Origin of the sequence: Arthrobacter methylotrophus, assembly GCF_039539965.1 — a bacterium.
Classification (GTDB): Bacteria; Actinomycetota; Actinomycetes; order Actinomycetales; family Micrococcaceae; genus Arthrobacter; species Arthrobacter methylotrophus.
In genome coordinates this window covers 3,405,274-3,430,668 of sequence record NZ_BAABED010000001.1, presented here as the reverse complement: position 1 = coordinate 3,430,668, position 25,395 = coordinate 3,405,274, and the positions used below count along the sequence as shown (strand labels likewise).

Below are 25,395 nucleotides of genomic sequence, written 5' to 3'. Positions count from 1 at the left end.
TACACATCGTATCTTGGTTTTGTGATGTGGGGCACATACATTGAAGTAATCCCTTTCCTACATGGAGGATCCCCCAATGCACGAGAACTTGTCCACTGCGACGCCAGGGGCTGCAACGGCGCAGACCGACGTCGAGCAGAACCTGCAGTCCATTCCCGAATCGGCCCGCACCCGCAGCGTAGCGGGGCAATTCTGGATCTGGGCCGGCGCGAACCTTGCCCCCATCAACTGGGTCCTTGGGGCCCTCGGCGTCCAGCTTGGATTGGGTTTTGCCGATACTGTCACCGTCCTGGTGGTGGGAAACCTGATCGGCATGGCACTCTTTGGCATCTTTGTCCTCTTGGGGCAAAGGACCGGAGCCACCGGCATGGTCCTTGCCCGCGCTGTCTTCGGCCGTCGCGGCAACTACCTCCCGAGCGCTATCCAAGCCCTCCTCGGAATCGGTTGGTGCGCCGTCAACACCTGGATCATCCTGGACCTGGTGATGGCCCTCCTCGGCAAGCTGGGCATGGTCGACCCGGAGCAGCCCAACGTGGGGCCAAAGATCATTGTGGCCTTCGTCATCATGGCAGCCCAGGTCACCATCGCCTGGTTCGGCTACAAGGCGATTGCGGCGTTTGAAAAGTGGACTGTCCCGCCAACAATCGTGGTGTTGATCGCCATGTCCGCCTTCTCCTGGTTCGGCATGAACATCGACTGGGGCTACGCAGGCCCTCCCGGTGCTGTCCTTGAAGGTGGCGCACGAATCGCCGCCATGACCACCGTGATGACCGTGATCGGCATCGGCTGGGGGATCACCTGGTTCACCTACGCGGCCGACTATTCACGCTTCGTCAGCAAGTCCGTTCCGAAGCACAAGGTCTACCTCGCTTCCGTGTTCGGCCAGTTCCTGCCGGTGGTATGGCTCGGCATCCTTGGCGCCAGCCTTGCCACGAAGAGCGGTACGGCCGACCCCGGCCACCTCATCGTCGACAACTTCGGTGTCCTGGCCATCCCGGTGCTCTTTCTGGTGCTGCACGGTCCCATCGCAACGAACATCCTGAACATCTACACCTTTTCCGTAGCCGCGCAGGCCTTGGACATCAAGGCCAAGCGCCGTTCGCTGAACCTCTTTGTCGGATTCCTGGCCCTGATCGGCGTCGTGTTCTTCATCGTCCAGTCGGACTTCGCCTCGACACTGAGCACGTGGCTCGGCGGCCTCGTGGCTTGGGTGGCCGCATGGGGAGGCATCATGCTGGTGCACTACCTGTGGGTGGACAAGCGTCATCCGGTAGGTGTCGAGCGCCTCTTCGATCCTGTTGGCACCCGGCGGCTTCCGGCCTTCAACTGGGCCGGACTCACCGCACTAGTGGTGGGCATCTTCGCCACTTGGCTGTTTATGTACGGCGTCCTGCCAATCATGCAGGGCCCCATCGCCACGGCCATGGGCGGGATTGACCTGTCCTGGCTGGCGGGCGGACTTGTTGCCGCGACCGTCTACGGCGCCCTGGGCCCCCGGGTGCATGCCCGATACCTCCCGGTGGCTTCCCCGGCCGCCGCACCTTCCGCAACTGCGTCGCGTCCGCTTGCGGAAGTCGCCGTCACCAATCTGGTCAACGACTGAATGGAAACCCGATGACCACGTCCTACCCAGGCGCAGGAGCTGACTTCAAGCCTGCCCGGATGTTGGAAACCACCCGCAACTAGGGACATGTCCAGCCTTGACGCGCGCATTCCCAATGAGCATGCCCAGCCTTGGCTAGGAGCAGTGGACATAGTACTCATATGTCCACTGCTTGAACCTTGGGCTGGGCATGTCCAGTGGTGGGCGCGGGGGGATTGGCCGGGCATGTCCAGTGGTGGGCGCGGCGGGGATTGGCTGGGCATGTCCAGTGGTGGGCGCGGGGGATGCTGGCTAAAGGTTGGCTAAAGGTCGGCGCGGCAGGGAGCGGAGTGGAGTTTGTAGAGCCCGTTCAAGTCTCCGGCTGCCAAGCCATCGGGGGCGCCGATCTCCGGGTACATGAGCTGGATTGGATCCTCCACGTGGTCAAGGCCAACTACATGGCCCAGTTCGTGTTGCACCACGGCCGACACGTACCGGGCACCGCCGGGGACATCCAGGAGTTCCATAATCTGCGGGGCGTCCAGGTCCAGACTCCCCGTCACGTAGCTCTTGAGACCCGAGCCGAAGCTATACATGGTGCTTCCGCCAGTGCCGATGACCGATCCTGCCAATCCCGGGGCAGCCTCGGGGGTGGTCCAGGAAATCAGCAGGGGTGCCCAACGATCTCCATAGAGCGCAGGCTGGTATGGCATGCGCTTCTCGGAAGGACTTTCCTTGCTGGCGCCGTCGTCGACGAATTTGAAGCCGGTGGCCGCAGAGATCTTGGCGATGGCGTCGGCGATGAGCCCCTCGGAGCCTGCCGGGGCGAGGGCTGCGTTCACCACGTAGTGCAAAGGCCGGCACGGAGAATAGCTCACCGGCGTGCCATCGGCATTCGTCGCCAGGAACTTGTAGGAGTTGCTGGCTACAGCTGGTTTGGCAGGGGAGCCAAGCGGGTGGCCTGCTTCTTCCAAGCCGGGAGGCGGGGTGTCGGGGGCGCGGGCGGCTCTTTGTGCCGCCTGCCCCGGATCCGTGCCTTGCCTGGAATTTACGGGGTGGGCGGAAGGACTCAGGTTCGAAAGCAAGCCGGTGATACCAGGGTCGCTCCGGAGGAAACCGCTGACCAGCACGGCCACGGCTGCAACGACCGCTACCAGCATCAGGTTCCGGACGAGCGCCAGCGCGGTACTGAGACGCCTGGGTGGCGGACCGCCGTCGTACCCGTAGTTTGAATGCACGTGTTCCCCCAAATCCCTGCTCCCGGCACCCCAGTGGGCCGGTGTTCCTACCCCATCACGGCGCCGAAGACGAGCCCAAGCCCGTATGTGGCCGTGGCCGCGGCGAGTCCGATGGCGAGCTGCCGGAGGCCGCGGGTCAGCGGCGAGGTTCCGGACAACAGCCCGACGACGGCGCCGGTCGACAGAAGCGCGATGCCCACCAGAGTACCGGCTACGGCAAGTGCAGCGAAGCCCGTCATGCCGAAGATGAACGGCAGGATCGGCACAATGGCCCCGGAGGCGAAGAAGCAGAAGCTGGAGATGGCGGCACCCCAAGCGGAGCCCACGGCCTCGTGCTCGTTCACGGGTTCATCCGCTTCGGGGCGGAGCGAGAGGCTGGGATCGCAATCGCAGCTGTAGAGGCCCATGCGTTCGGCGGCGCGGTGTTCGGCGGCCTCGCGGGACATGCCCCGGGCAAGGTACACCAGGACCAGCTCGTTGTGTTCGATGTCCAGGGCCGGAGCTGCGGTCAACGTCGCTTGGGTGGGACGGGTGGCCCTGAGGAGCTCCAGTTGCGAGCGGACCGAGACGTATTCGCCGGCACCCATGGACAGGGCGCCCGCCAACAGGCCGGCGATGCCGCTGAAGAGGACCACGGTGGCGGGCACACCGGTGGCCGCCATGCCCATCACGAGGGAGAGGTTGCTGACCAAGCCGTCGTTGGCGCCGAAGACTGCGGCGCGGAAGGTGCCGGAAAGCCTGTTGCGGCCGCGCGTTGCCAGTCCGCGCACCACTTCTTCGTGGATTTGTTCGTCAGCGGCCATCGCGCGGGTTGCCGCGGGATCCTTCGCGTAAGGCGAGCGGCCTTCAGCGCGTTGGGCGAGGGCCAAAACGAACACTGATCCGAAGTTCCGGGCCAGGAATCCAAGCATCTGGCTGCGGGTGGAAGCCGCCTTTGGCATGCCGGCATGGTCACCGAGGAGCTTGAGCCAGTGTGCCTCGTGGCGTCCCTCGGCCTCTGCAAGGGCCAGAAGAATCTCGCGTTCCTCGCCATCCCGGCGCTGTGCCAGCTGGCGGTACACGGCAGCCTCTGCGCGTTCGTCCGCCAAGTATTGGCGCCACCGCTTGATGTCCGACGACGAAGGTTGCGTCGTGGTGGCTTCTGCGTCTTGCGATGGACTGCTTGAGTCTGCCGGACTGTCTGAATGCGGGGTTTTTGCGTGCGGATGCACCGGGACTCCTGGGTTGCTGGGGCGGGCTTCATCGCCTCATTGCATGTCCACTTTATCGCCAATCTTCGCGGTTTTTCGGCTGGTGATCCTCAGCGGATATTTTAGGTGCGCCTCAAAAACGGAGAGGCTTCAGCGAAGCCTTGACCACCGGATGGGGCAGTGCTGGGATGGATGGACAGGGTCCACGAAGGGGCGCCGGCGGCGTGGTGACTGGCTGCCTGATCCGCTTGCGCGATGGGCTCAGCGGCACGTCGAACGGAGGTTGCACCATGGACGGCACCGAGACCCACGCCCGACACCCGGATCGTCCCACGGTCGAGGCCGATCCCGGCTACGACTACAGCGAGGACCTGGAGGTGGACGAGGACCTGGAGGAACAACCCGAGGTCCTCGACGACGACGAACGGGTGGTCCCGCTCGACGCCGACGAACACCGCGAGGATGAAGAGTTCGGATAGGCCCGAGGAGGCCCGTGGGCGCCAGCTAGCCCACGCCAGCTAGCCCAGTTGGAGGGGCTAAAACGCGCTCAGGATGAAGTGCCGTTGCACGCCTGCCCGGTGACCGGTCGCCGCCACCGTGAGGGTGAGTTTCCGCGTGGCCGGGAACCAGCGTGCAGGCTGGACTGCTTGTGAGAGTGCTTCGGTGATGAGTCGCGGCTCGTGATGCCAATGGCGTTCAAGATGGCCATCCACCACGAACGTGATGGAGCCTTGGGAGAGGTCGACGCCGGGAATCACGCGGACGAACTCGTCCACCCGACGGACGCGCGGGACGCGCACGGGGCTTGGCTGTGTGGTGTGGCTGACTGTGGCGGTAGCGCCGCCGGTTTCCAAAGGCATTGCCTTCTCCTGGTGGAGTTGCTCTTGCCCGTTCGGTTGTCTCTGGTCCGGATCGGGCCGCTTCTTCATCCGAACCACCCGTGAACATGGGGTTGGCGTGTGGCAAGTCGGAGCTTGGCGCCACATCTCTTGAAGCTCTTCCTACTGTACAGGCATGACTCCGTACAGGCATGACTGCTGCATACGCACCGGTATAGGCAGCGGCCCCGCACTCAGGGCTCCAAACGCAACAGCGGCACCGCATCCTCCGCCGAGAAGGTGCGGCACCGCCGTCGTGCTTAACTCTGTGATCCTTAGTGGATGGCTACCGGGTGGGCTTCCAAGGGGAGTTCTTCCGCGGCCGCTCCTGCAACGCGACGGTCCCATGCTGCGCGGACTTCGGGGTCCGTGGGAGGGGTCAGCACGGAGACGACGACGTAGATGACCAGCGAGGCGCCGAGGCCCCAGTAGATGGGATCGTTGGCGTAGACGCCGTCTTCGCTGGGGATGATTCCCGTGGCGTAGGCGATCAGCAAGGCCAGGGTCAGGACGGAGCCGACTGCCATGGACCACGCTGCGGCGATGCCGGTGCCGCGCTTCCAGATCAAGCCGCCCAGGATAGCCACCAGCAGGCCACCCACCAGGATGTCGTAGGCGATGGTCAGGGCCACCACGACGTCTTGCGCCGCCATGGAGATCAACACGGCCACGACACCCAATCCAAGGACCCAGTAGCGGTTGGCCTTGACGTCGTGCTCGGGGTTTTCGCTGTCGTTCGTGTTGATTGTCTTGCCGAACCAGCTGGCCACAAACGGCACAACGTCGGCGCGGGCCACCCGGGCGGCCAGGCCGATCACGGCGCCGGCGACGCCGTACAGGACGCAATAGATGCCTGCGGTGGCACCGCCCCAACGGGCCACGGTGGCGGTCTTGGCCGTGAAGACGCGCTGCCAGATGTCCTGACCGATCAGCAAGCCAAGGGTGTAGACCACGAAGTACGTGATGATGGTCTGGGCTCCGATGCCGTCCAGTTGGAAGAAGCTGGCGTCAACGCGGGCGCGGATCCCGTCGAAGCCGCCTGCGGCGTTGAGGACGAACGGCAGCATGAGGAAGAAGATGCCAACCGTCTTGATGATGAACTGCACTTGGTCGGCGAGGGTGATGGACCACATGCCGCCAATGGTGGAGTAGACCAGGACGATTGCGCCGCCGACGGCGATGGCGAGCCAACGCTCCCAGCCGAAGAGGACAACGAAGATGGTGGCGTAGGCGCCCGTGGACGTGGCGCACAGCATGAGGGTGTAGGCCAGCATGACGATGCCGGACGTCTGGGTGGCGCGCTGGCCGTAACGCAGGCTCAGCATTTGGGAGACGGTGTAGATCTTCAGACGCTGGATGGTGCCGGCGAAGAGCAGGCCCAGGAGGAGCACGCCCGAACCGATGGCCACTACCAGCCACATCCCGGAGATGCCGAACTTGTAGCCGAGGCCGACGCCGCCAACGGTTGATGCACCACCGAGGACGACTGCGGCCATGATGCCGGTGTAGAGCATCGGACCGAGGCGGCGTCCGGCCACCAGGAAGTCGCTGTTGTTCTTGGTGCGCGATTTGCCCCACCAGCCGAAGGCCAGCATGGCAAGCAGGTACACCACCACGATCGCAATATTGATGAACGAAGAGTCCACGATTGGTTCCTGAGGGTGATGCGCAGGGCTTCCAGGGATTCCGACGGCGGTTCCGCTGGATTTCCTCGCGGCTTGCAGAAGGTCCCTGCGCTAGTGATTGGGGAAAGCGGCCTGCGATTTGTAACACGCAAACAACATTTGTTGCCTATGAGGATACTTAGTGATGCGAGTAACAGTCAAGATGTCGCTGCCGCGGAGGGACGCTCCGGCGCCCCGGAAGGCCAATTGGGTGGCCGCTCCGGATACTATTGCTGCAATGACAGGGCCGCAGAAACGGCCTGAAAGGTTCGTGAATGAAGGCTCTCCCCGTTGAACCGAGCAACGTACCCGTTGCCATCGGTTCCAGAATCCGCGCCGCCCGCCAGTCGCAGCGGCTCACCATCGAGCAGGTTGCGGACGCCACGGGCCTCACCAAGGGGTTCCTAAGCCGCGTGGAGCGGGACCTGACGTCGCCCTCGGTCGCATCCCTGGTAACGCTTTGCCAAGTCCTTTCCGTGTCCATTGGCGATCTTTTCGCGGCTCCCGAGACGCACCTGACCCGCCGTGATGATGGTCCGCGGATCTCGCTTGGTGGCCAGGGGATCGTGGAGCGGCTCCTGACCGCCCGCTCCGAACGGCGGTTGCAGATTCTGCAGGCATCCATCGAGCCCCGCGGTCGGGGAGAATCCGAGCTTTACGCCGTTGATTGCGACGTCGATGTCCTGCATGTCGTCAAGGGACGCATCAAGTTGATCCTCACCAACGAGGAATACGAGCTCGAGGAGGGCGACACACTGTCCTTCCCGGGCCGCGAACCCCACACCTGGGTCAATCCCACGGACGAGCCCGTTGAGGTGCTCTGGATCCTGGTGCCCGCAGCCAGCCGCTGACGTTGGCCGCGGCCACGCGGCGCTTAACACATCGGAAACGTGAGCGACTTCAGGATTTAACCCACGGGTCCGGCGTGTTACTTGCGCGAAATGAATTGTGCCGAATGCTGAAACAGGGCGACTGTACCTTCGAGTCAAGGCAACTCGTCAAGGTCGGTATCCCGTGGGCTACCAGGACCTGTTCGTTTTAACAATGGTCTCGCCGTGCGGGCGCCATGGAGCGCCGTATATGCAGGAAGGCTCCCGAAATGAACCCAGCATTTTTTAGCGTAGGGCTGGATGTCAATCCCCAGACCCTCGATCCCGGCTCCACGGCCTGGATGCTTGCAGCATCTGCCCTCGTCCTCCTCATGACGCCAGGTTTGGCGTTCTTCTACGGCGGCCTGGTCCGGATGAAATCCGTCCTCAACATCATGATGATGAGCTTTGGCGCCATGGGCGTGGTCGCGGTCGTCTGGGCCCTGTGGGGCTACGGGCTCGCGTTCGGCCCGGATACCCTCGGCGGCTTCATCGGTGACCCCTTCGCGAACTTCGGACTCAACGGCTTGGCCACCGTCATCGGCGGGAAAGCCCCCGGGCTGCCGGACATGGTCTTCATAGGATTCCAAGCCACCTTCGCCATCATTACGGTTGCCCTGATCAGTGGAGCCGTAGCCGAACGTGTCCGTTTTGGCCCATGGCTGCTGTTTGCCGGCCTTTGGGTCACCATCGTGTATGCGCCTATTGCGCACTGGGTCTGGGGTGGCGGCCTCTTTGGATCCACAGGCATCATCGGCAGCAAGATCTCAGCTCTCGACTTTGCTGGTGGCACGGTAGTCCATATGAATGCGGGCATGGCAGGGCTCATGCTTGCAGTAGTGCTGGGCAAACGGCTCGGATTCATGAAAGACCCCAACATTCGGCCGCACAACCTCCCCTTCGTGATGCTTGGGGCCGGTTTGCTGTGGTTCGGCTGGTTCGGATTCAACGCCGGTTCGGAACTGGCTGCTGACGGAATTGCAGCCCTTGCCTGGACAAACACCCTCTTGGCGACCAGCGCCGCGCTCCTGGGCTGGCTGCTCATTGAAAGGCTCCGGGACGGCCACGCGACCTCCCTCGGCGCGGCATCCGGCGCGGTCGCGGGCTTGGTGGCAATCACCCCGGCGTGTGGATTCGTGGACCCTGTGGGCGCGATCCTCATTGGTGTCCTCGCGGGGGCCGTCTGCGCATTGGCCATCGGGCTGAAGTTCAAGATCGGATTGGACGACTCCCTGGACGTGGTTGCTGTTCACTTTGTCGGTGGCCTGTGGGGGACCTTGTCCCTCGGATTCTTCGCTGTCCCCTCCTCAAAGACTGAAGGCGGCCTGCTGTACGGTGGCGGCCTGACCCAGTTCTGGCCCCAGATATTGACGGCGCTGATCGTCACGGTCTGGACGGCGGTGATGACCACGCTGATTGGGTTGGCCATCCACAAGACTGTGGGCATGCGCGTCAAGGAGCACGAAGAACTGGCCGGAATCGATATCACGGAGCACGCCGAAACAGCCTACGAGCTGGCGATGGTTGGCGGAACGTTCCATCCAGGTGATCAGAGCGGCAAAACGCCGCCGACGTCCAGCGGTGAGCAAGAAGCAAGCGTCAACGGGAAGACAGGACGGATCCGCAGCAAGGCCACGACATGAAGCTGGTCACGGCCATAGTCCGGCCGGAGCGGATCGATGAGGTCCGGGAATCACTGGAAGGTTTTGGAATCAACGGGATGACTGTGAGTCAGGCCAACGGCTACGGCCAGCAGCGGGGACACGTGGAGGTGTATCGGGGCGCGGAATACAGCTCCGATCTCCTCCCTAAAATCCGGGTTGAGGTCCTGGCTACCGACGATCTGGTGGACGGAATAGTGGCAGCCATCATCTCCGGCGCCAGTACCGGCCAGTTCGGGGACGGCAAGATCTGGACCGTTGAGGTGTCCCAGGCGGTTCGCGTCCGGACCGGAGAACGTGGCGCCTCCGCCATTAGCTAGCCTCCGAAATTGGCCAGAAGGACAGTGCCGACTAGAAAGACAGTGTTGGTGCCGCTTCCCGTGTTGGTGCCGCTCGGCGAGCGGCACCAACACTGTCATGTTCAGCCCACGTGCACCCATGGCCTGCGCGTGATGTCCGGTTCGGCTTCACGCAGCACTTCACGGGTCACCGGGGCAATCTCGCCTTCGCCGAAGAACAGGAACTTGCTCAGGTTGGCGATCGGATTGCCCTCGGTCCAGCGGAAATAGATGTGCGGCATGAGCCCCGTGACGTCTCGGATGTGGAGGAGCACTGCGGCCAGCGTGTTCGGCACGTTGTTGCTGTGGATCTCCAGGATCTTGAAGCCGTGGCGGCGTTTGCCTTCCACGAGGAGTTCCTGCTCGAAGTCGGAGCTGTCGTCCACAATGATTTCAATGAAGAGAGCGTCGCTGTCTACCGGCAAGTGGTTGGCCTGCTGGGCATGCTGCAACTTCAACTGGTACCGGTCGGCGCTGAGCCGCTTGGGCTCGTGGGCGATGATCCGGATGGGGCCTTCCTCATTGGCGGCCGTGAATTCGAGCGCCATCTGGTCCATCTTGATATGCGTGGCGCGTAGTTCGAAGGAACGGCGTACCCGCGAGGCGAAGCTCACCAGGACGATGCCGAGGATGAAAAGCGCGGCGATCCTGATTCCGTCCGGGCGTTCCACCACATTGGCCACGGTGGTGTAGGCGAAGACGACCGCGACAACGCCGAAAGCGATCGTCTTGCGTTTTTGCTGCTTCCTCCGGGCCGACAGCGTGACAGCGATCGAGGCCGAAGTCATGAGGACCAGCACACCGGTGGCATAGGCGCCGCCTTGGGCTTCCACGTTTGCCTCGAAGACCAGCGTGATGATGAAGGCAATGGCGGTGAAGACCAGGACCAGGGGGCGGACGGCCTTGGTCCATGCGGGTGCCATGCCGAAGCGGGGCAAGTAGCGCGGCACGAGGTTCAGCAGGCCGGCCATGGCGGAGGCGCCGGCAAACCAAAGGATCGCGATGGTGCTGATGTCATAGACCGTGCCGAATCCGTCGCCCAGGAATTGGTGGGCCAGGAAAGCCAGGGCGCGCCCGTTGGCCTTCCCGTCCGGCTGGAATTCCGCGGCCGGAATCAAGAAGGTGGTGATGAAGCTCGAGGCCACCAGGAACGCGCTCATGATGAGCGCCGCCGTCGTGAGCAGTTTGTGGGTGCCGCGGATGCGGCCCGCCGGATTTTCTTCCGTGTCGCTGGGGCTGCCCTTGATCTGTGGCATGACCGCGACGCCGGTCTCGAATCCTGAGAGGCCCAGGGCAAGCTTCGGGAAGACCAGGAGCGCGATGCCCACCATGATGAGCGGGTTGCCGTGCTGCTGGTTCAAAGCCGCCCACCAGTCGGTCACCACGTGTGCCTCGGTCACCACGTGCACCAAGCCGACTGCGACGACGACGGCGTTCAGCACCAGATAGACGCCCACCAGGACGACGGCGACGTTGATGGCCTCCTTGAATCCCCTGAGGAACACCACGCCAAGTCCGGCGATGAGCGCCAGGGTAATGGTGATTTCCTGCCCGTGGAGCCATTCCGGGGCAAAGGGGTTTTCGATCGCGTGGGCGCTTGCATCGGCGGCAGAGAGGGTCATGGTGATCATGAAGTCGGTGGCGGCGAATCCCAGCAAGGCGAGCACGAAGAGCTTGCCGCCCCAGCGGGGGAGGAGCCGTTCGAGCATTGCGATCGAGCCTTCGCCGTGCGCGCTTTCGGAAGCGACCCGGCGGTAGACCGGCAGCGCGCCGAGCAGCGTCACGGCGACCAGCACGATCGTGGCGAGTGGTGAGACGATCCCGGCAGCGAGTGCCGCGATGGCGGGCTGGTAGCCGAGGGTGGAGAAGTAGTCGACGCCGGTGAGGCACATGACCTTCCACCAGGACTGGGGAGTGTGGTCCTCGTCGGGCTTGCCATGGGGGCCTTGGCGCTTTCCGGAGGTCTCCGGCATGCCGTCGAGCAGCCAGCGTTTGAACTCGCCCGCGGGTTTGCGCTGGTCTGAGGGGTCGGCAGGCGGCCGGGTCAGCGTTGTCACATGGTCCTTTCGTGCAGCGGGTTGCTGCTCCAGATGGAGCGTACGGGTGCTCCGAAGGGCCAGTTGGCCGTTTTTATGGAATCTTTACGCCGGCTGTGAGCGGTGTCACCTACACCTGCGTCGCATTTCAGCATTTCAGCATTTGGCATGTGAGCGGCATCACGTAGCATATAGAACGTCCTATGTTGGATGTGACGAAGAATACGAAAGGGCTACGCATGAATGACCCGCTACTCAGGGACAGGGCCAGGAGGAGGCCGCGATGGACGCAGGGAAGAGTTGCCGTCTCCGCGGCAGCCGCAGCAGTTCTCATGGCGTCGACGGTTATGCCGGCATATGCCGCCTTGGAACCGTTCCCGAATCCCAACGTTCCTTCAAATCCCCCGGGAAGCTACACCGAGCAGGTCCTTGCTTCCAACGGCGACAACGCCATCGACCCTGTCCTGGGCAAGTACTACCGGATAGTTGCGTTGGCGGACTTGGGTGACGGAGTCCTCCTGGCCTCCTACGATGGCCGCCCCGATGGGGGCGATTCTCCTTCCGCCAACTCCATCGTCCAGCGGCGCAGCATTGACGGCGGGAAGACCTGGGGGAGTCCCACTTTCATCGCGCGGGGGCAAATGGGCTCCGCGAGCGTGCAGAAATACGGTTTCAGCGACCCCAGCTACGTCGTGGACAAAGTCACCGGGACGGTGTTCAACTTCCACGTGTACTCCAAGAACCAAGGGTTCGGGGGAAGCGTGCTCGGCAACGACGATACCGACGCCAACGTGATCAGCTCGCAGGTATCCGTCTCCACCGACCGCGGACTCACCTGGTCCACGGATCCGGCTAACCAGCCGAGCCTGCCGGTCCCGTCCAGCTATCCTGCCGGTTCGGCCTACTCCGCTTTTGCGGGTCCGCTGATCACCAACGCCGTCAAGCCAAACGGCAATACCGTCAATGGCGTTCCCAATGTCGGTGGTGTCGTCAGCATGTTCGCCTCCTCCGGCGAGGGAATCCAGCTCAACTACGGAGCCCACGCCGGACGACTCATCCAGCAGTTCGCCGGAACCGTTGTCCAGCCTGACGGCAGCCGCCAGATCCAGGCCTACAGCGTCTATTCCGATGACCATGGCAAGAGCTGGAAGATGGGCACGCCTACTGGAACGGGCATGGATGAGAACAAGACGGTCGAGCTGTCCGATGGCCGCGTCATGTTGAACTCAAGGGACAGTTCCGGCGCCAACCCGCACTTCCGCAAGGTGGCCTATTCCTTGGATGGCGGCGTCACCTACAGCACCCCGGTCGCGGAGAGCCAGCTTCCGGATCCGCGGAACAACGGCTCCATCACGCGGATGTACCCGGATGCGCCGGCGGGATCGGCCGATGCCAAGAAGCTGCTGTTCTCCAACTCGCCCACTCCGACTGCCGGCGGGGCGCGCGTGGACGGCACCATCCGCTATTCGGCTGACGACGGCAAGACCTGGGGTTCCTCGCGGATCTTCAAACCCGGAAGCATGTCCTACTCCACCCTGAGTCCCCTGTCGGACGGCACTTTCGGCGTCCTCTACGAAGGCGACAACAACACCATCACCTTCGGGAAGTTTGACAGGGCTTGGCTTAACCCGATCGCGGCAGTCCTTGTCCCGGGGAGCGCCACGGTCGCGAACGGTGGAACCGCCCAATTGAATGTGACGGTCACCAATAACGACAGCTTGCCGCTTCCGGCTGCCACTGTCGGCCTTGATGCCTTGCAGGACTGGACGTCGACGACGGCGGACCTCGCCGCTCTCGATCCGGGCGCCTCGGCGACTGTCCAGCTGAGTGTCACGGCGCCGTCGTACGCCAAAGCAGGTACGGTTCCCTTGACCGCCAGGTTGAACGCCGGTGGATCATCGATGACCGCACCCGTCTCTGTGACGGTGACGGGTGGTTCCGCTGGCAACGTGGTTGGTGCCTATATTTTCGGCGCTCGCAATGACGCCGGAAGGGACCTCGCAAGCCACCCGTATGCGGTAGGCAGCGCAGTACCCTACAAGTTCCGGGTGTACAGCACGGGCAACGTCACGGAGTCCGTTGTTCCGCAGTCCGGCAATTTCCAGCCGTTCCTGCCGCCAGGCTCCGGGAACTGCCGGTTTAGCGCCCTGGGAGTGTGGGGCAATTTCCTCTGCGGCACGCCACAGCACACCGCAACGGCAGATGAAGTGGCCCAAGGATTCTTCGTGCCCAGCAGTGTTTGGCAGGTAACGGGCACCGGGGCCGCCACCCAGAATTACACCGTCACGGGGGACGAGGTGGACCTGCTGGTCCGCAATCCCCAGCTGGGCGGATCGGTGGTGTCGAGCTTCAATGACGTTGACGGGGATGCGTTTGCCGGTCCCGGCGATACGGTGACGTTCGGCTATACCGTGACTAACACCGGCAATGTGGCGTTGACGAACCTTTCGGCTCCGGCCATTGGACTGTACCGCTCGGCGCTCGCCGCGGGAGAGTCCGTCAGCTTCACCTCGAGCTACATTCTGGCGGACGCCGATATCGCGGCCAAGCAGATCCAGGCAGCGACTATCCCGGTCAGCGCGGGCAACGGCTCCAAGGCTGCTTCCCTCCAGCTGGTCAGGGAGGCGGTCGCGCTGAAGGTCAAGCCTGCCAAGCCCACATCGGATCCCGTCTTGGCTTCCCAGGAGCTGCTCGGCAAGAATCCGACGCTGGACCTGGGGCTCGGAACGGACAAATACCGCACCGGACAGACCGTGACGGTCCACAATGTCGAGTACGGGCAGTGGTACTACGTCTACCTGAACAAACGGAGCTACCGTCTGGGCTGGTTCTTCCCGACCCAGCAAAACACCCTTTCCTTCGTGCTGCCGGACGACGTGAAGAACGGGCTGGACAGCCTCGTGGTGCTGGACGCGGAAGGCCGCCAGGTGTCATTCGGAGACTTCCAGGTAACTCCCTTCGGGAGTAAGTAGCCCGGGAGGGGAGATGAAGTGAGAAGCTGGGCCGGGCTCTGGGGAGCCCGGCCCAGTCTTGCTGAGCGGATTCGGATGCATGATGCAGACGTAAACAAGTGATGCATATAAGGCAACTTTGAGTGTATGATTGGTGTCACGGTCACTACCCCATCTCACCTACTCACTAAAGGAGTGGCGCATTTTGGAAGAGCTTCGCATTGAGGCCAACGGCAATCTTGGTCCCATAGATTCGGCCCGAATCCCGCGCTACGCCGGTGCTGCCACCTATGCCCGCTTGCCCCGGCTGGACCAGGTGTCCAAGGCCGATGTCACGGTGGTCGGCGTCCCCTTCGACTCCGGTGTTTCCTATCGTCCCGGTGCCCGTTTCGGTGCCAACCACGTGCGTGAAGCCAGCCGTCTGCTACGCCCGTATAACCCGGCCTGGGACGTTAGTCCCTTTGAGAACATCCAGGTTGCCGACGCCGGGGACATGGCGGTGAACCCGTTCAATATCAACGAGGCTATTGAGACCATCCAGCAGAACGCGCTGGATCTGACCGCCAACGGAAGCAGGCTCGTGACGCTCGGTGGTGACCACACCATTGCCCTGCCGCTGCTCCGCGCTGCCGCCGAACGCGCCGGTGAGCCCGTTGCCATGCTGCACTTCGACGCCCACCTGGACACCTGGGACACCTACTTCGGCGCCGAATACACGCACGGCACGCCGTTCCGCCGCGCCGTCGAAGAAGGGATCCTGGATACCGAGGCCATCAGCCACGTTGGTACCCGCGGCCCGCTTTACGGCAAAAAGGACCTCGACGACGATCACCGCTTCGGCTTCGGTATCGTCACCTCCGCGGACGTCTACTACCAGGGCGTCCTGGAAACCGTGGCCAAGATCCGCGACCGCATCGGCAGCCGCCCGCTGTACATTTCCGTGGACATCGACGTCCTGGATCCGGCCCACGCTCCGGGTACCGGCACGCCTGAAGCCGGCGGCATCACCAGCCGCGAACTCCTCGAAATCATCCGCGGCTTCCGTGGCATGAACCTCGTGGGCGCGGACATCGTCGAGGTCGCGCCGGCGTACGACCACGCTGAAATCACCGGCGTCGCGGGCAGCCACGTTGCCTACGAACTCGTCACCCTCATGGCCGACAACGCCGTCGAAGGCAACCGGCACGGCGCCCTTAACGGCTACGCCGCCCAGGCCTTGGGCCAGGAATCCCGGCGCCCGGCCGGTTTCGCCCCGGCGGTCACGAAGTGACGGACCAGCGCAACGGCGGGGACCTCGTCGTCGAGACCCTTGAAGCGCTCGGCGCAAAGACGGTCTTCGGGATCCCGGGCCAGCACGCCCTGGGACTGTTCGATGCGATGGGCCGCGGCAACCTCCATTTCGTGTCCTCCCGCGTGGAGAACAACTCGGCCTTCGCCGCGGACGGGTATTCCCGTGCCACGGGCGAGGTCGGGGTGCTGTTCCTGTCCACCGGTCCGGGCGCGTTGACGTCCCTGGCCGGCCTTCAGGAAGCGTATGCCACCGGCGTGCCGATGGTGGTCGTGGCGAGCCAGATCCCCTTGGAGGGTTTGGGAGCGCGCCGGAAAGGCATGCTGCACCAGCTCGATGACCAGAAGGCCTCGGCCGCGAACGTCACCAAGAGCCAGCGCCTCATCCAACATGCTTCCGGGATTCCCTCGGCTATCCAGGATGCCTGGACCGAGGCCATTTCGTCCCCGCAGGGCCCGGTGTGGATCGAGATTCCGCAGAACGTGCTCCTGGACCCCATCATGGTGCCGCCGGTGGAGGACGCCCTCGCCGAGGCTGCCGATAACCCGCCGCGCGTGGAGTTGATCCGCGAAGCCGTGAAGTGGCTCTCGACGGCGGAGCGACCGGCGATCATCGCCGGCGGCGGCACGCGCCGCGGCCGGGCCGAGAAGTCGCTCCTGTCGATCGCGGAGAAACTCCGTGCACCGGTCATCTGCACCCCGGGCGGCAACGGAGCGTTCCCCTGGAACCACGAGCTGTCCCTGCAGTCCTGGATCGAAGACCGTCACATGACGGACGTCCTTGAGGACGCTGACGTGCTGATAGTCATCGGGTCCTCCCTAGGCGAGGTCACGTCCAACTACTTCACCTTCGAGCCCCGCGGGCGGATCATCCAGATCGACGCCGAACCCCGGGTCCTGGAATCCAACCGGCCCGGGCTGGGCATCCGTGCTGACGCCGGGCAGGCTCTTGTTGCCCTGGATGAGGCCCTGTCTCCGACCGCTGCGATACCGGACTGGCACGGCACCACGCCCGAGAACCTGGTCAAGGAGTCGTTGGTCAAAGTCATGGCACGCCTTGAATCGCAGGACCTGGGCAAGGAACTGAAGTTCATGGCCGATATCCGCGAAGCCGTTCCGGCCGACATGCAGACCTTCTGGGACATGACCATCTCCGCCTACTGGGGATGGAGTTGCTGGGATTCCCGCGAAGGCCAGTTCCACTCAGCCCAAGGTGCCGGCGGTCTCGGTTTCGGCTTCCCCGCAGCCATCGGCGGTGCCGTCGGTCTGGAAACCACCGCCAAACCAAGCCGTGTGCTGGCCGTCTCCGGTGATGGTTCCGCCATGTACTCGATCTCCGAGCTGGCCACAGCCAAGCAGCACAACATCCCGGTCACGTGGCTGATCGTGGACGACGGCGGCTACGGCATCCTGCGCGAATACATGGTGGGCGCGTTCGGCAAGGCGACGGCTACCGAGCTCGCCCGCCCGGACTTCGTCAAGCTCGCCGAGGCCTTCGGGGTGCCGGCCCGCAGAGTGGCCCCGGAGGACGTCGGGGACGCGCTTCGGGAGGGCTTCGCCGCGGACGGACCCAACGTCGTCGTGGTTGAAACCCTTCTGAAGATGTTCGGCCCAACGCACCTGGGAGACTGACGCTCCAGACACTCCAGACGCTCCTGACGCTCCACCTTCCAGCGCGAGCTGGCAGATAATGACCCTTTTTTCGAAAAAAGAGGGCATTAGCTGCCAGCTCGCGCTTGGGGTTTAACCCATCTCACACTTCATTAGTTTCCCAAAGCAACCAAATTGACGTATAGTTGCTTTAGGCAAGCAAAAGTGAGGTGTCTTTCATGGCTGTCGCATCCAGCACGGCAACCGAACTCGTCCATCAGATCTTCGATCTCCAGCGGGTCCTGCGTTGCATCGTGACCGCAAACATCGCGAAGGATGCCGACGTCGGGTTCGCCCTGCAAGGGGTAATGCGCTTCATCGGGGAGGGAGAGTCCAGGGCCACGAAACTCGCCTCGCGTCTCGGCGTCAGCCCGCCCGTCCTCAGCCGGCACATCGCCGAGCTCGAGGAACTCGGTCTGGTGGTCCGGCGCCCCGATCCGGCAGACGGCCGGGCCCAGTTGGTGGCTCTGTCCGAAGCCGGCATCGAAAAGGTCAGGGACTTCGAAGAACAGCGCAGCCTCAACTTGCGGGCCTACCTCGCGGAGTGGAGCGAGGAAGACGCCTTGGAGGCAGGGCAGGTCCTGGCGAAACTCACCACTTCGCTCAACCACTCAGTCCGGGCAACGGCGGCCGGCTCCCACCACTTGAACCACACAGCTTAGGAGCAGCAGCAATGGCAACCCGAATACAAGAACGTTCGACGGCGGTGCCGGCGTCAGCCGCGCCCATGACGCACCGCCAGATCATGGAAGCCCTGACAGGCCTCCTCGCGGCCTTCTTTACCGCCATCCTGAGCAGCACCATCGTGGCCAACGCCCTGCCGACCATCATGTCCGATCTCCACGGCACACAAACGGACTTCGCGTGGGTCATCACCGCTGCGCTTCTGGCCAACGCGGCCACCACGCCCATCTGGGGCAAGCTCGCCGACCTCTTCGACAAGAAGCTGCTTGTCCAGCTGAGCATCGTGATCTTCGTGGCCGGCTCCGTCATGGCTGGCTTCTCCCAGAGCATTCCCTTCCTGCTGACCGCCCGCGTTATCCAGGGCATCGCCTTGGGCGGCCTCACCGCACTTGCCCAGGCCATCATCGGCACCATGATTCCGCCGCGTGACCGTGGCAAGTACTCGGGCTACATGGGCGCCGTCATGGCGGTCGGTACCGCAGGCGGACCGCTGCTCGGTGGATTCATCGTCGATAGCCCGCTCGGCTGGCGCTGGACCTTCTTCGTCTGCGTGCCGCTCGCCGTCGTCGCGCTCATCCTGCTCCAGGTGACCCTCAAGATCCAGCACATTAAGCGCCCGGCGAAGATCGACTGGCTTGGTTCCATTCTGCTGACCTCGGGCGTCAGCCTGCTGCTGATCTGGGTTTCCTTCGCCGGCAACCCGGACTACTACGACTGGATCTCCTGGCAGTCCGCCCTCATGGTAGGCGGCGGCGTACTTCTGCTGGCCCTGCTGGTGCTGGTCGAATCCAAGGTGGCCCAGCCCATCATCCCGCTGAAGATCATCTCGCAGCGCACCACCGCTTTGGCGATCCTGGCTTCCGTAGCCGTTGGTATCGCAATGTTCAGCTCCTCCACGTTCCTTGGCCAGTACTTCCAGGTGGCCCGCGGCGCCACGCCCACCGAGGCCGGCCTTCTGACGCTGCCCATGATTGCAGGCAACCTCTTGGGTTCGGTGGCGTCCGGCCAGCTGATCAGCCGCTTCGGGAAATGGAAGCGCTTCCTCCTGGCGGGCACCGTGCTGCTCGCCGGCGGCCTTGCCTTCACGGGCACTATCGACCACACCACTGCGCTCTGGATCACCTGCTGCTACACCGCCATCTTCGGCCTGGGACTTGGCCTCCTGATGCAGAACCTGGTCCTCGCGGTCCAGAACACCGTCCGGGCCCAGGACATCGGCACGGCCAGCGCATCCGTCGCGTTCTTCCGCTCCGTGGGCGGCGCGATCGGCGTGTCGGTGCTCGGTGCCATCATGGCCACCCACGTCAAGGACCTTGCCACCCAGGGATTCGCCGCAGCCCACATCCCGGTGAGCGGCGGCTCCAGCGATGCAAGCATGGATCTGACGGACTTGCCCGCCCCGATCCGGGACATCATGCGAGCCGCCTATGGCGATGCGACCGCCCAGATCTTCATGATCTCGGCAGTCATTGCCCTGGTCGCGTTCATTGCCGTGCTGTTCATCAAGGAAGTCCCGTTGCGGAAGACCGTGGACGCAACACCTTCGAAAGAACTGCTGGCGAACGCTTCCGGCGAGGCCGCCATGACACTGGACACCTCTGCGATGCCGATTGTCGAATCCACGGACCTTTCCCAAGCAGCCGACGACGGCGGCAGCCCCTTGGGTGCCAGCCGTGCCCGTGCTGCGGCCGAGAAGGAGCACGACGACCTGGATCTTGAGTTCGCCCGGATCCTGACGCAGGAACGGCCGGACCCTGCCGCTGGCCTGCGCGAAGTCCAGGACCAGCTCGCCCGGACCCAGCGGCTGCTTGCCGAGCAACAGCTTCAGCTGAGCAAGGCACAGCGGGAGCTCCAGGCGCGGGTGCACGAACAACTTGCCACCGCTGAACAACAGGCACGGACCGCCGAAGAGCTGGCCGCGTTGCGCAGAGAGCTCAAGCGCGAGCGTCGCCGCCAAGAAAGGGCAGCCCTGCTGCTGCTTGCCGGGGATGCCTTGAGGTCAGCGGAAACCGGGCGGCACGCGGGCTAACGGGGGTATCGCGCACCATACAGGCCACGTACGTCGCAGGGATGATATTTGACTATCGATATTTTGTTGAGTCAACGGATTTCGTAGAGTTGGGGGACTGATACTGTCAGCGCCTGCTGGTATCTGTATTACTCATAGGTTCTCAACCCATTCGCGCACTCTCTCATTAAGGATCCGTGGGCATGCTTGTCACCCTGATACGGCGCTACTCCAAGCCGTATTTGCCGCAGATAACGGCCGTCATTATCTTCCAGCTGGCCTCCACCATTGCGACTCTGTACCTTCCAAGCCTTAACGCCAAGATCATCGATGAAGGGGTATCCCGGGGGGATACCAACTACATCTGGCAGACCGGTGCCCTGATGCTCGCCGTCGCCCTCGGCCAGGTTATTGCGGCGATCGCGGGGGTCTATTTCGGCTCCCGCGTAGCCATGGCCATGGGCCGCGACTTGCGCAGGGACGTCTTCCGAAAGGTCAGCAGCTTCTCCGCTAAGGACGTCAACAGCTTCGGCGCACCCACGTTGATTACCCGCGGCACCAATGACGTTCAGCAGGTGCAGATGCTCATGCTGATGGGCCTGAACTTCATGGTTTCCACACCCATCATGTGTGTCGGTGGCATCATCATGGCCTTGCGCGAGGACCTCAGCCTGTCTTGGCTCGTCTGGGTCTCAGTTCCGGTCCTCGTGGCCGTGGTCGGTTACCTGGTGGTCAGGCTCATGCCGCTCTTCCGCTCGATGCAGAAGAAGATCGACGCCATCAACGGCGTCTTGCGGGAACAGATCATCGGCATCCGTGTGGTGCGGGCTTTCGTCCGCGAACCGTACGAGGCCAAGCGCTTCGGTGACGCCAACAAGGACCTCACCTTGGTTTCGGTCAAGATCGGTAACTTGTTCGTCTTGATGTTCCCGGCGATCGGAATGATCCTGCACCTTTCCACGGCAGCAGTGCTGTGGTTCGGCGGCCAAAGGGTGGATGCGGGCAACATGCAGGTGGGTTCCCTGACTGCCTTCCTGCAGTACCTCCTGCAAATCCTCATGGCAGTCATGATGGGTACTTTCATGGCCATGATGATCCCGCGCGCTTCCGTGTGTGCGGACCGCATCGGCGAGGTCCTCGACGTCGAACCCTCCATTCACGATCCCGAGGCGCCAGTAGCGCCGGCGGAGAAGAAGGGTCGCGTCGAATTCCGCGATGTCACCTTCAAATACCCGGGCGCTGAGGCGCCCGTGTTGAGCAACATTTCCTTCACCGCGGAGCCGGGCCAGACCCTTGCGATCATCGGTTCCACCGGCGCCGGGAAGACCACCCTGGTGTCGCTGTTGCCGCGCCTGTACGACGTCGCGTCCGGCGACGTCCTGCTCGACGGCGTTCCGGTCACCAGCCTGGACCGCGAGGAAATCACCAGCCGGGTGGCCACAGTGCCGCAGAAACCGTACTTGTTTTCCGGAACCATCGAGCACAATCTACGCTTTGGCAAGACTGATGCCACGGACCAGGAACTCTGGGATGCCTTGGAAACAGCCCAGGCCAAGGACTTCGTCATGGAGAAGTCTTCCGGGCTCAACCGCAGGGTAGCTCAGGGCGGCACCAACGTCTCCGGTGGCCAGAGGCAGCGCCTCTGCATCGCCCGGGCCCTGGTGACGCAGCCCAAGGTATACCTGTTTGACGATTCCTTCTCGGCCCTGGATGTGGCTACGGATGCCCGCCTTCGCCGGGCCCTGAAGGAAAAGACGCAGGACGCTACGGTGATCATCGTGGCGCAGCGCGTCTCCACCATTGCGGATGCGGACCAGATCCTGGTCCTGGACAACGGGAGAATCGTTGACCGGGGCACGCACGAGGAGCTCCTGGACACGTCACCGACCTACCAGGAGATCGTCGAATCCCAGCTGAGCGCGGAGGAAGTGGCATGAGCGAACAGAATCAGCAAAAGCGTGGCCGGGCCGCGAAAGCCGAAGCAGCGAAAGCGGCACGGTCGGCGCGCGAAACTGCGGAAGCGAAGGACGCAGACGCGGCCGGTGCCGTAATCGTGGCAGACGATGACGACGTCGAAGAAACCGAATACACGCCAGGTGAGGCCGACGGCGGCATGTTCGGCAACTTGCCGGCCAAGAAAGCCAAGGCTTTCGGGCCATCGGCCAAGCGGCTCCTGGGACTGCTTAAGCCCGAGGCCGCGGGCGTGGTCTTTGTCATCGGCCTCGTGGTGGTCTCGGTGGTCCTGAACGTCATCGCTCCGAAGATCCTCGGCAGCGCCATGGACGTGATCTTCGGCGGGGTCATGGGCAAGCAGTTGCCCCCCGGCGTGAGCCAAGAGGCCTTCGCAGAAGGCCTCCGCCAAGCTGGCCAGAACAACTTTGCGGACATGGTCTCCAAGATGGAGCTCACCAACGGGATCAACTTCTCTAAGCTGACGTTTCTGATCTCGATCGTGCTCTTGATGTACTTCGTGGCCAACATTTTCCTGTGGGCCCAGGGCTTCATCCTGAACAAGATCGTCATGAAGGTCATCAACCGCCTCCGCAATGACGTTCAGGCCAAGCTCAACCGCTTGCCCCTGAACTACTTCGACACCCGCCAGCGCGGCGACATCCTCTCCCGCGTGACCAACGACGTCGACAACGTCCAGCAAGGACTGCAGCAGGCGTTCGCGCAGCTGGTCAGCTCGGTGCTGACGGTCTTCGGCATCACCATCATGATGTTCATTGTTTCCTGGCAGCTGGCCCTGATCGCGTTGGTTGCCTTGCCACTCTCGGGCGTCCTTGCCGGCGTGATTGGCTCGCGCAGCCAGAAGCTCTTCGCCGCCCAGTGGAAGAACACCGGTTCCCTCAACGGCCAGATCGAGGAATCGTTCTCGGGCCACGAACTCGTCAAGGTCTTCGGGCGCGATGCTGACATGCTGGAACGATTCGACGAGCGCAACGAAGCCCTCTACAAGGCCTCGTTCGGGGCACAGTTTGTTTCCGGCATCATCTTCCCGGCCATGAACTTCGTCTCCTACCTCAGCTACGTGGGCATCGCCGTCGTCGGTGGTTTGCGTGTGGCTTCCGGTTCCATGAGCCTCGGCGATGCCACGGCGTTCATCCAGTACTCGCGTGAATTCACCCAGCCCCTCGGCCAGATCGCGGGCATGGCCAACATGCTCCAGTCCGGTGTGGCTTCGGCTGAACGCGTTTTCGAGTTCCTCGATGCCGATGAGGAGATGCCGGAGAACGCAGCCCGTCACTTGCCCCCGCGCACGGACGGTCACGTTGAATTCGAGAACGTTTCCTTCAGCTATGTTGCCGACAAACCGCTGATCGAGAACCTCTCCCTCAGCGCTGAGCCAGGACACACGGTGGCGATCGTCGGACCCACGGGCGCGGGTAAGACCACCTTGGTCAACCTCGTCATGCGGTTCTACGAACTCAACGCGGGCCGAATTACCCTGGACGGCGTGGACATCAAGGAGCTGAGCCGTTCCGAGCTTCGCTCCAAGGTGGGCATGGTGCTCCAGGACGCGTGGCTGTTTGGCGGCACTATCTACGACAACATCAAGTACGGCAACCTCGACGCCACCGAGGAACAGATTATGGAAGCGGCCAAGGCCACCTATGTGGACCGTTTCGTACGGGCCTTGCCGGATGGGTACCAGACCATTATTGATGAGGAAGGCAACAACGTCAGCGCGGGCGAGAAACAGCTCATCACCATTGCGCGGGCCTTCGTTTCTGATCCCTCGCTCTTGATCCTCGACGAGGCCACGAGCTCCGTTGATACGCGAACCGAACTGCTGCTGCAGAAAGCCATGGCCGCTCTCCGCACGGACCGCACCAGCTTTGTCATCGCCCACCGCTTGTCCACCATCCGCGACGCCGACACTATCCTGGTGATGGAAGACGGCAGCATCGTGGAGCAGGGCAACCATAACCAACTGCTCGCATTGCAGGGCGCGTACTATCGCCTGTACATGTCGCAGTTTGCCGGTGAGGATGCTGGGGAAGCCGTTGTGGATGATTCGACGGCGGTGCACAGCTGAACGCGGATTCCGGAGTTGCAGCAACGACGCAGGAGCCGGGCGCTATGCAAACGCGGGAGCCAGCCCCGGGCCAGCGCCTTAAGGTGCTCGTGCCCATGCGTTGGGGCGACATGGACGCCTACGGGCACATCAACAATGTCCAGATCGTGCGCATGCTCGAGGAGGCCCGTATCGCGGCCTTCGGTCCGCCCCGTGGTGCCGGATTGCCCGGGGTGGAACCACCGGTTTCGATCTTCAACGATGTCGAAGATGGTGTCATGACCCTTGTGGTGGAGCACAGGGTCCGGTACGTCCGCACCTTGGAATACCGGAACATTCCGGCAGTTGTTGAAATCTGGGTCGGTGCCCTGAAGGGGGCCAGCTTTGACCTCCATTACCTCATCAAAGATCCGGTGACGGACCAGGACTGCGTCAAAGCCAGCACGCATTTAGCCTTTGTGGATGAGTCCACGGGTAGGGTTCGCAGGCTCACTCCGGAGCAAAAACAGCAGCTGGAGCCCTATCGCGCCTAGCGAAGCGTGGAAGCAGCGCCCTGTGCACCCCGGTGGCCGTAGAGTTTCCCCATGAAACTCGAGATCGTCGCCGTCGGTGCCCAGGGCGCTGCCGTTGCCGCCCATGAGGAGGCGGACCGGATTGAACTTTGCAGCGCCTTGGAGCTCGGGGGATTGACCCCGAGCCAAGGCTTGATGGAAGCGGCGCAGGAAGCTGCCAGCGGACGGCTGGAGATCCATGCGTTGATTCGTAGCAGGCCTGGGGATTTCCTGTACTCCGGCGCGGATATGGACACCATGAACCGCGAGGTCCGGTGCTTGCTGACCCAAGGGGCTCACGGAGTGGTCATCGGAGTCCTCACGGCTGCCGGCGAAATCGACGTCCTGGCCACCCGAAAACTCGTCGAGACAGCGCTGGAGACCAATCCCGATGCCCAACTGACCTTCCACCGGGCCATCGATCAAACACCAGACCCAGCGGCCGCCGTCGAGCAGCTCGTGGAACTTGGATTCACGAGGGTGCTCAGCTCCGGGGGAGCCGCCACCGTGGGAGCAGGGATCGTGACCCTCGAGCGCATGGTCCAGCGGGCAGCGGGGCGGATTGAGGTCATGGCAGGCGGCGGACTCGCCCTGGACGATATCCCCGCACTGCACGCTTCAGGGCTAAGTGCGGTTCACTTGTCAGCCAAGTCCACGATTTCCACCTGGAAGAACAGCGATCGTGCACTCGATTCGCCAGAGCCAGACCCGACGGCGTACATGGTCACCAACCGGGAGCTGGTAAGGGCCGCACGCATCGCCGCCGGGTGACACCCCCCAACTGACTCGC

Annotated in this window: 19 protein-coding genes and 1 riboswitch; of the genes, 14 read left to right on the top strand and 5 right to left on the bottom strand. The window is 63.2% G+C overall.

Translation table 11 applies throughout. The annotated features are described in order from the left end of the window. The first annotated feature begins 76 nt into the window (after positions 1 to 76). On the top strand, positions 77 to 1,603 hold the full coding sequence (locus tag ABD884_RS17830) for a purine-cytosine permease family protein (protein WP_345048727.1): 1,527 nt from the start codon (positions 77 to 79) through the stop codon (positions 1,601 to 1,603). 302 nt (positions 1,604 to 1,905) lie between these two features. Here ABD884_RS17830 and ABD884_RS17825 read toward each other — a convergent pair whose 3' ends face one another. Then, on the bottom strand, positions 1,906 to 2,820 hold the full coding sequence (locus ABD884_RS17825; protein WP_376953385.1) for a matrixin family metalloprotease: 915 nt from the start codon (positions 2,818 to 2,820) through the stop codon (positions 1,906 to 1,908). 47 nt (positions 2,821 to 2,867) lie between these two features. After that, positions 2,868 to 4,031: a VIT1/CCC1 transporter family protein gene (locus ABD884_RS17820; RefSeq protein ID WP_345048725.1), complete on the bottom strand. Its 1,164-nt coding sequence runs from the start codon at positions 4,029 to 4,031 to the stop codon at positions 2,868 to 2,870. Positions 4,032 to 4,234: 203 nt separating this feature from the next. Between ABD884_RS17820 and ABD884_RS17815 the strand changes: the two genes are divergently transcribed. Next, on the top strand, positions 4,235 to 4,489 hold the full coding sequence (locus ABD884_RS17815) for a hypothetical protein (protein WP_345048723.1): 255 nt from the start codon (positions 4,235 to 4,237) through the stop codon (positions 4,487 to 4,489). A gap of 57 nt (positions 4,490 to 4,546) precedes the next feature. Here the strand turns inward: ABD884_RS17815 and ABD884_RS17810 are convergent, their stop codons facing one another. Together ABD884_RS17810 and ABD884_RS17805 are read right to left on the bottom strand one after the other, a co-directional pair. Further along, positions 4,547 to 4,870, bottom strand: coding sequence for a hypothetical protein (locus ABD884_RS17810; RefSeq protein ID WP_051423103.1), 324 nt, complete (start codon positions 4,868 to 4,870; stop codon positions 4,547 to 4,549). Positions 4,871 to 4,885: 15 nt separating this feature from the next. Next, a riboswitch (SAM riboswitch) is annotated at positions 4,886 to 5,005 on the bottom strand. A 158-nt stretch (positions 5,006 to 5,163) separates the two neighbouring features. Beyond that, a complete protein-coding gene (locus tag ABD884_RS17805; RefSeq protein ID WP_345048719.1) occupies positions 5,164 to 6,534 on the bottom strand; it encodes a sodium:solute symporter family transporter in 1,371 nt (456 codons plus the stop codon). Positions 6,535 to 6,827: 293 nt separating this feature from the next. Here ABD884_RS17805 and ABD884_RS17800 point away from each other — a divergent pair, with 293 nt between their 5' ends. The 3 genes from ABD884_RS17800 to ABD884_RS17790 all read left to right on the top strand — a co-directional run bounded on the left by ABD884_RS17800 (position 6,828) and on the right by ABD884_RS17790 (position 9,402). Further along, the gene (locus tag ABD884_RS17800) at positions 6,828 to 7,403 is read left to right on the top strand and encodes a helix-turn-helix domain-containing protein (protein ID WP_345048716.1); all 576 of its coding nucleotides are present in this window, start codon (positions 6,828 to 6,830) and stop codon (positions 7,401 to 7,403) included. 248 nt (positions 7,404 to 7,651) lie between these two features. Further along, positions 7,652 to 9,064: an ammonium transporter gene (locus ABD884_RS17795; RefSeq protein WP_345048714.1), complete on the top strand. Its 1,413-nt coding sequence runs from the start codon at positions 7,652 to 7,654 to the stop codon at positions 9,062 to 9,064. Next, on the top strand, positions 9,061 to 9,402 hold the full coding sequence (locus tag ABD884_RS17790; protein ID WP_028266245.1) for a P-II family nitrogen regulator: 342 nt from the start codon (positions 9,061 to 9,063) through the stop codon (positions 9,400 to 9,402). The genes ABD884_RS17795 and ABD884_RS17790 overlap by 4 nt, the downstream gene beginning before the upstream one ends. Positions 9,403 to 9,503: 101 nt before the next feature. Here the strand turns inward: ABD884_RS17790 and ABD884_RS17785 are convergent, their stop codons facing one another. Continuing rightward, positions 9,504 to 11,477, bottom strand: a complete 1,974-nt coding sequence (locus tag ABD884_RS17785; RefSeq protein ID WP_345048711.1) for an APC family permease — start codon at positions 11,475 to 11,477, stop codon at positions 9,504 to 9,506. A 218-nt stretch (positions 11,478 to 11,695) separates the two neighbouring features. Here ABD884_RS17785 and ABD884_RS17780 point away from each other — a divergent pair, with 218 nt between their 5' ends. The 9 genes from ABD884_RS17780 (at position 11,696) to ABD884_RS17740 (ending at position 25,376) form a co-directional block, all read left to right on the top strand. Beyond that, complete coding sequence (locus ABD884_RS17780) at positions 11,696 to 14,428, top strand: exo-alpha-sialidase (RefSeq protein ID WP_345048708.1); 2,733 nt, start codon at positions 11,696 to 11,698, stop codon at positions 14,426 to 14,428. Between the two features lie 184 nt (positions 14,429 to 14,612). Beyond that, complete coding sequence (speB, locus tag ABD884_RS17775) at positions 14,613 to 15,677, top strand: agmatinase (RefSeq protein ID WP_345048706.1); 1,065 nt, start codon at positions 14,613 to 14,615, stop codon at positions 15,675 to 15,677. Continuing rightward, complete coding sequence (locus tag ABD884_RS17770) at positions 15,674 to 17,326, top strand: thiamine pyrophosphate-binding protein (RefSeq protein ID WP_345048703.1); 1,653 nt, start codon at positions 15,674 to 15,676, stop codon at positions 17,324 to 17,326. Before speB ends, ABD884_RS17770 begins: the two co-directional genes overlap by 4 nt. A gap of 197 nt (positions 17,327 to 17,523) precedes the next feature. Beyond that, on the top strand, positions 17,524 to 18,006 hold the full coding sequence (locus tag ABD884_RS17765) for a MarR family winged helix-turn-helix transcriptional regulator (RefSeq protein ID WP_345048700.1): 483 nt from the start codon (positions 17,524 to 17,526) through the stop codon (positions 18,004 to 18,006). A gap of 11 nt (positions 18,007 to 18,017) precedes the next feature. Next, positions 18,018 to 20,057: an MFS transporter gene (locus tag ABD884_RS17760; RefSeq protein ID WP_345048698.1), complete on the top strand. Its 2,040-nt coding sequence runs from the start codon at positions 18,018 to 18,020 to the stop codon at positions 20,055 to 20,057. Between the two features lie 182 nt (positions 20,058 to 20,239). Further along, a complete protein-coding gene (locus ABD884_RS17755) occupies positions 20,240 to 21,973 on the top strand; it encodes an ABC transporter ATP-binding protein (RefSeq protein ID WP_345048695.1) in 1,734 nt (577 codons plus the stop codon). After that, the gene (locus tag ABD884_RS17750) at positions 21,970 to 24,075 is read left to right on the top strand and encodes an ABC transporter ATP-binding protein (protein WP_345048692.1); all 2,106 of its coding nucleotides are present in this window, start codon (positions 21,970 to 21,972) and stop codon (positions 24,073 to 24,075) included. The genes ABD884_RS17755 and ABD884_RS17750 overlap by 4 nt, the downstream gene beginning before the upstream one ends. A gap of 95 nt (positions 24,076 to 24,170) precedes the next feature. Next, entirely contained in the window at positions 24,171 to 24,587 is a 417-nt protein-coding gene (locus tag ABD884_RS17745) for an acyl-CoA thioesterase (protein ID WP_345055002.1), read from the top strand. A 51-nt stretch (positions 24,588 to 24,638) separates the two neighbouring features. After that, positions 24,639 to 25,376, top strand: coding sequence for a copper homeostasis protein CutC (locus ABD884_RS17740; RefSeq protein ID WP_345048690.1), 738 nt, complete (start codon positions 24,639 to 24,641; stop codon positions 25,374 to 25,376). The last annotated feature ends 19 nt before the right edge of the window (positions 25,377 to 25,395 follow it).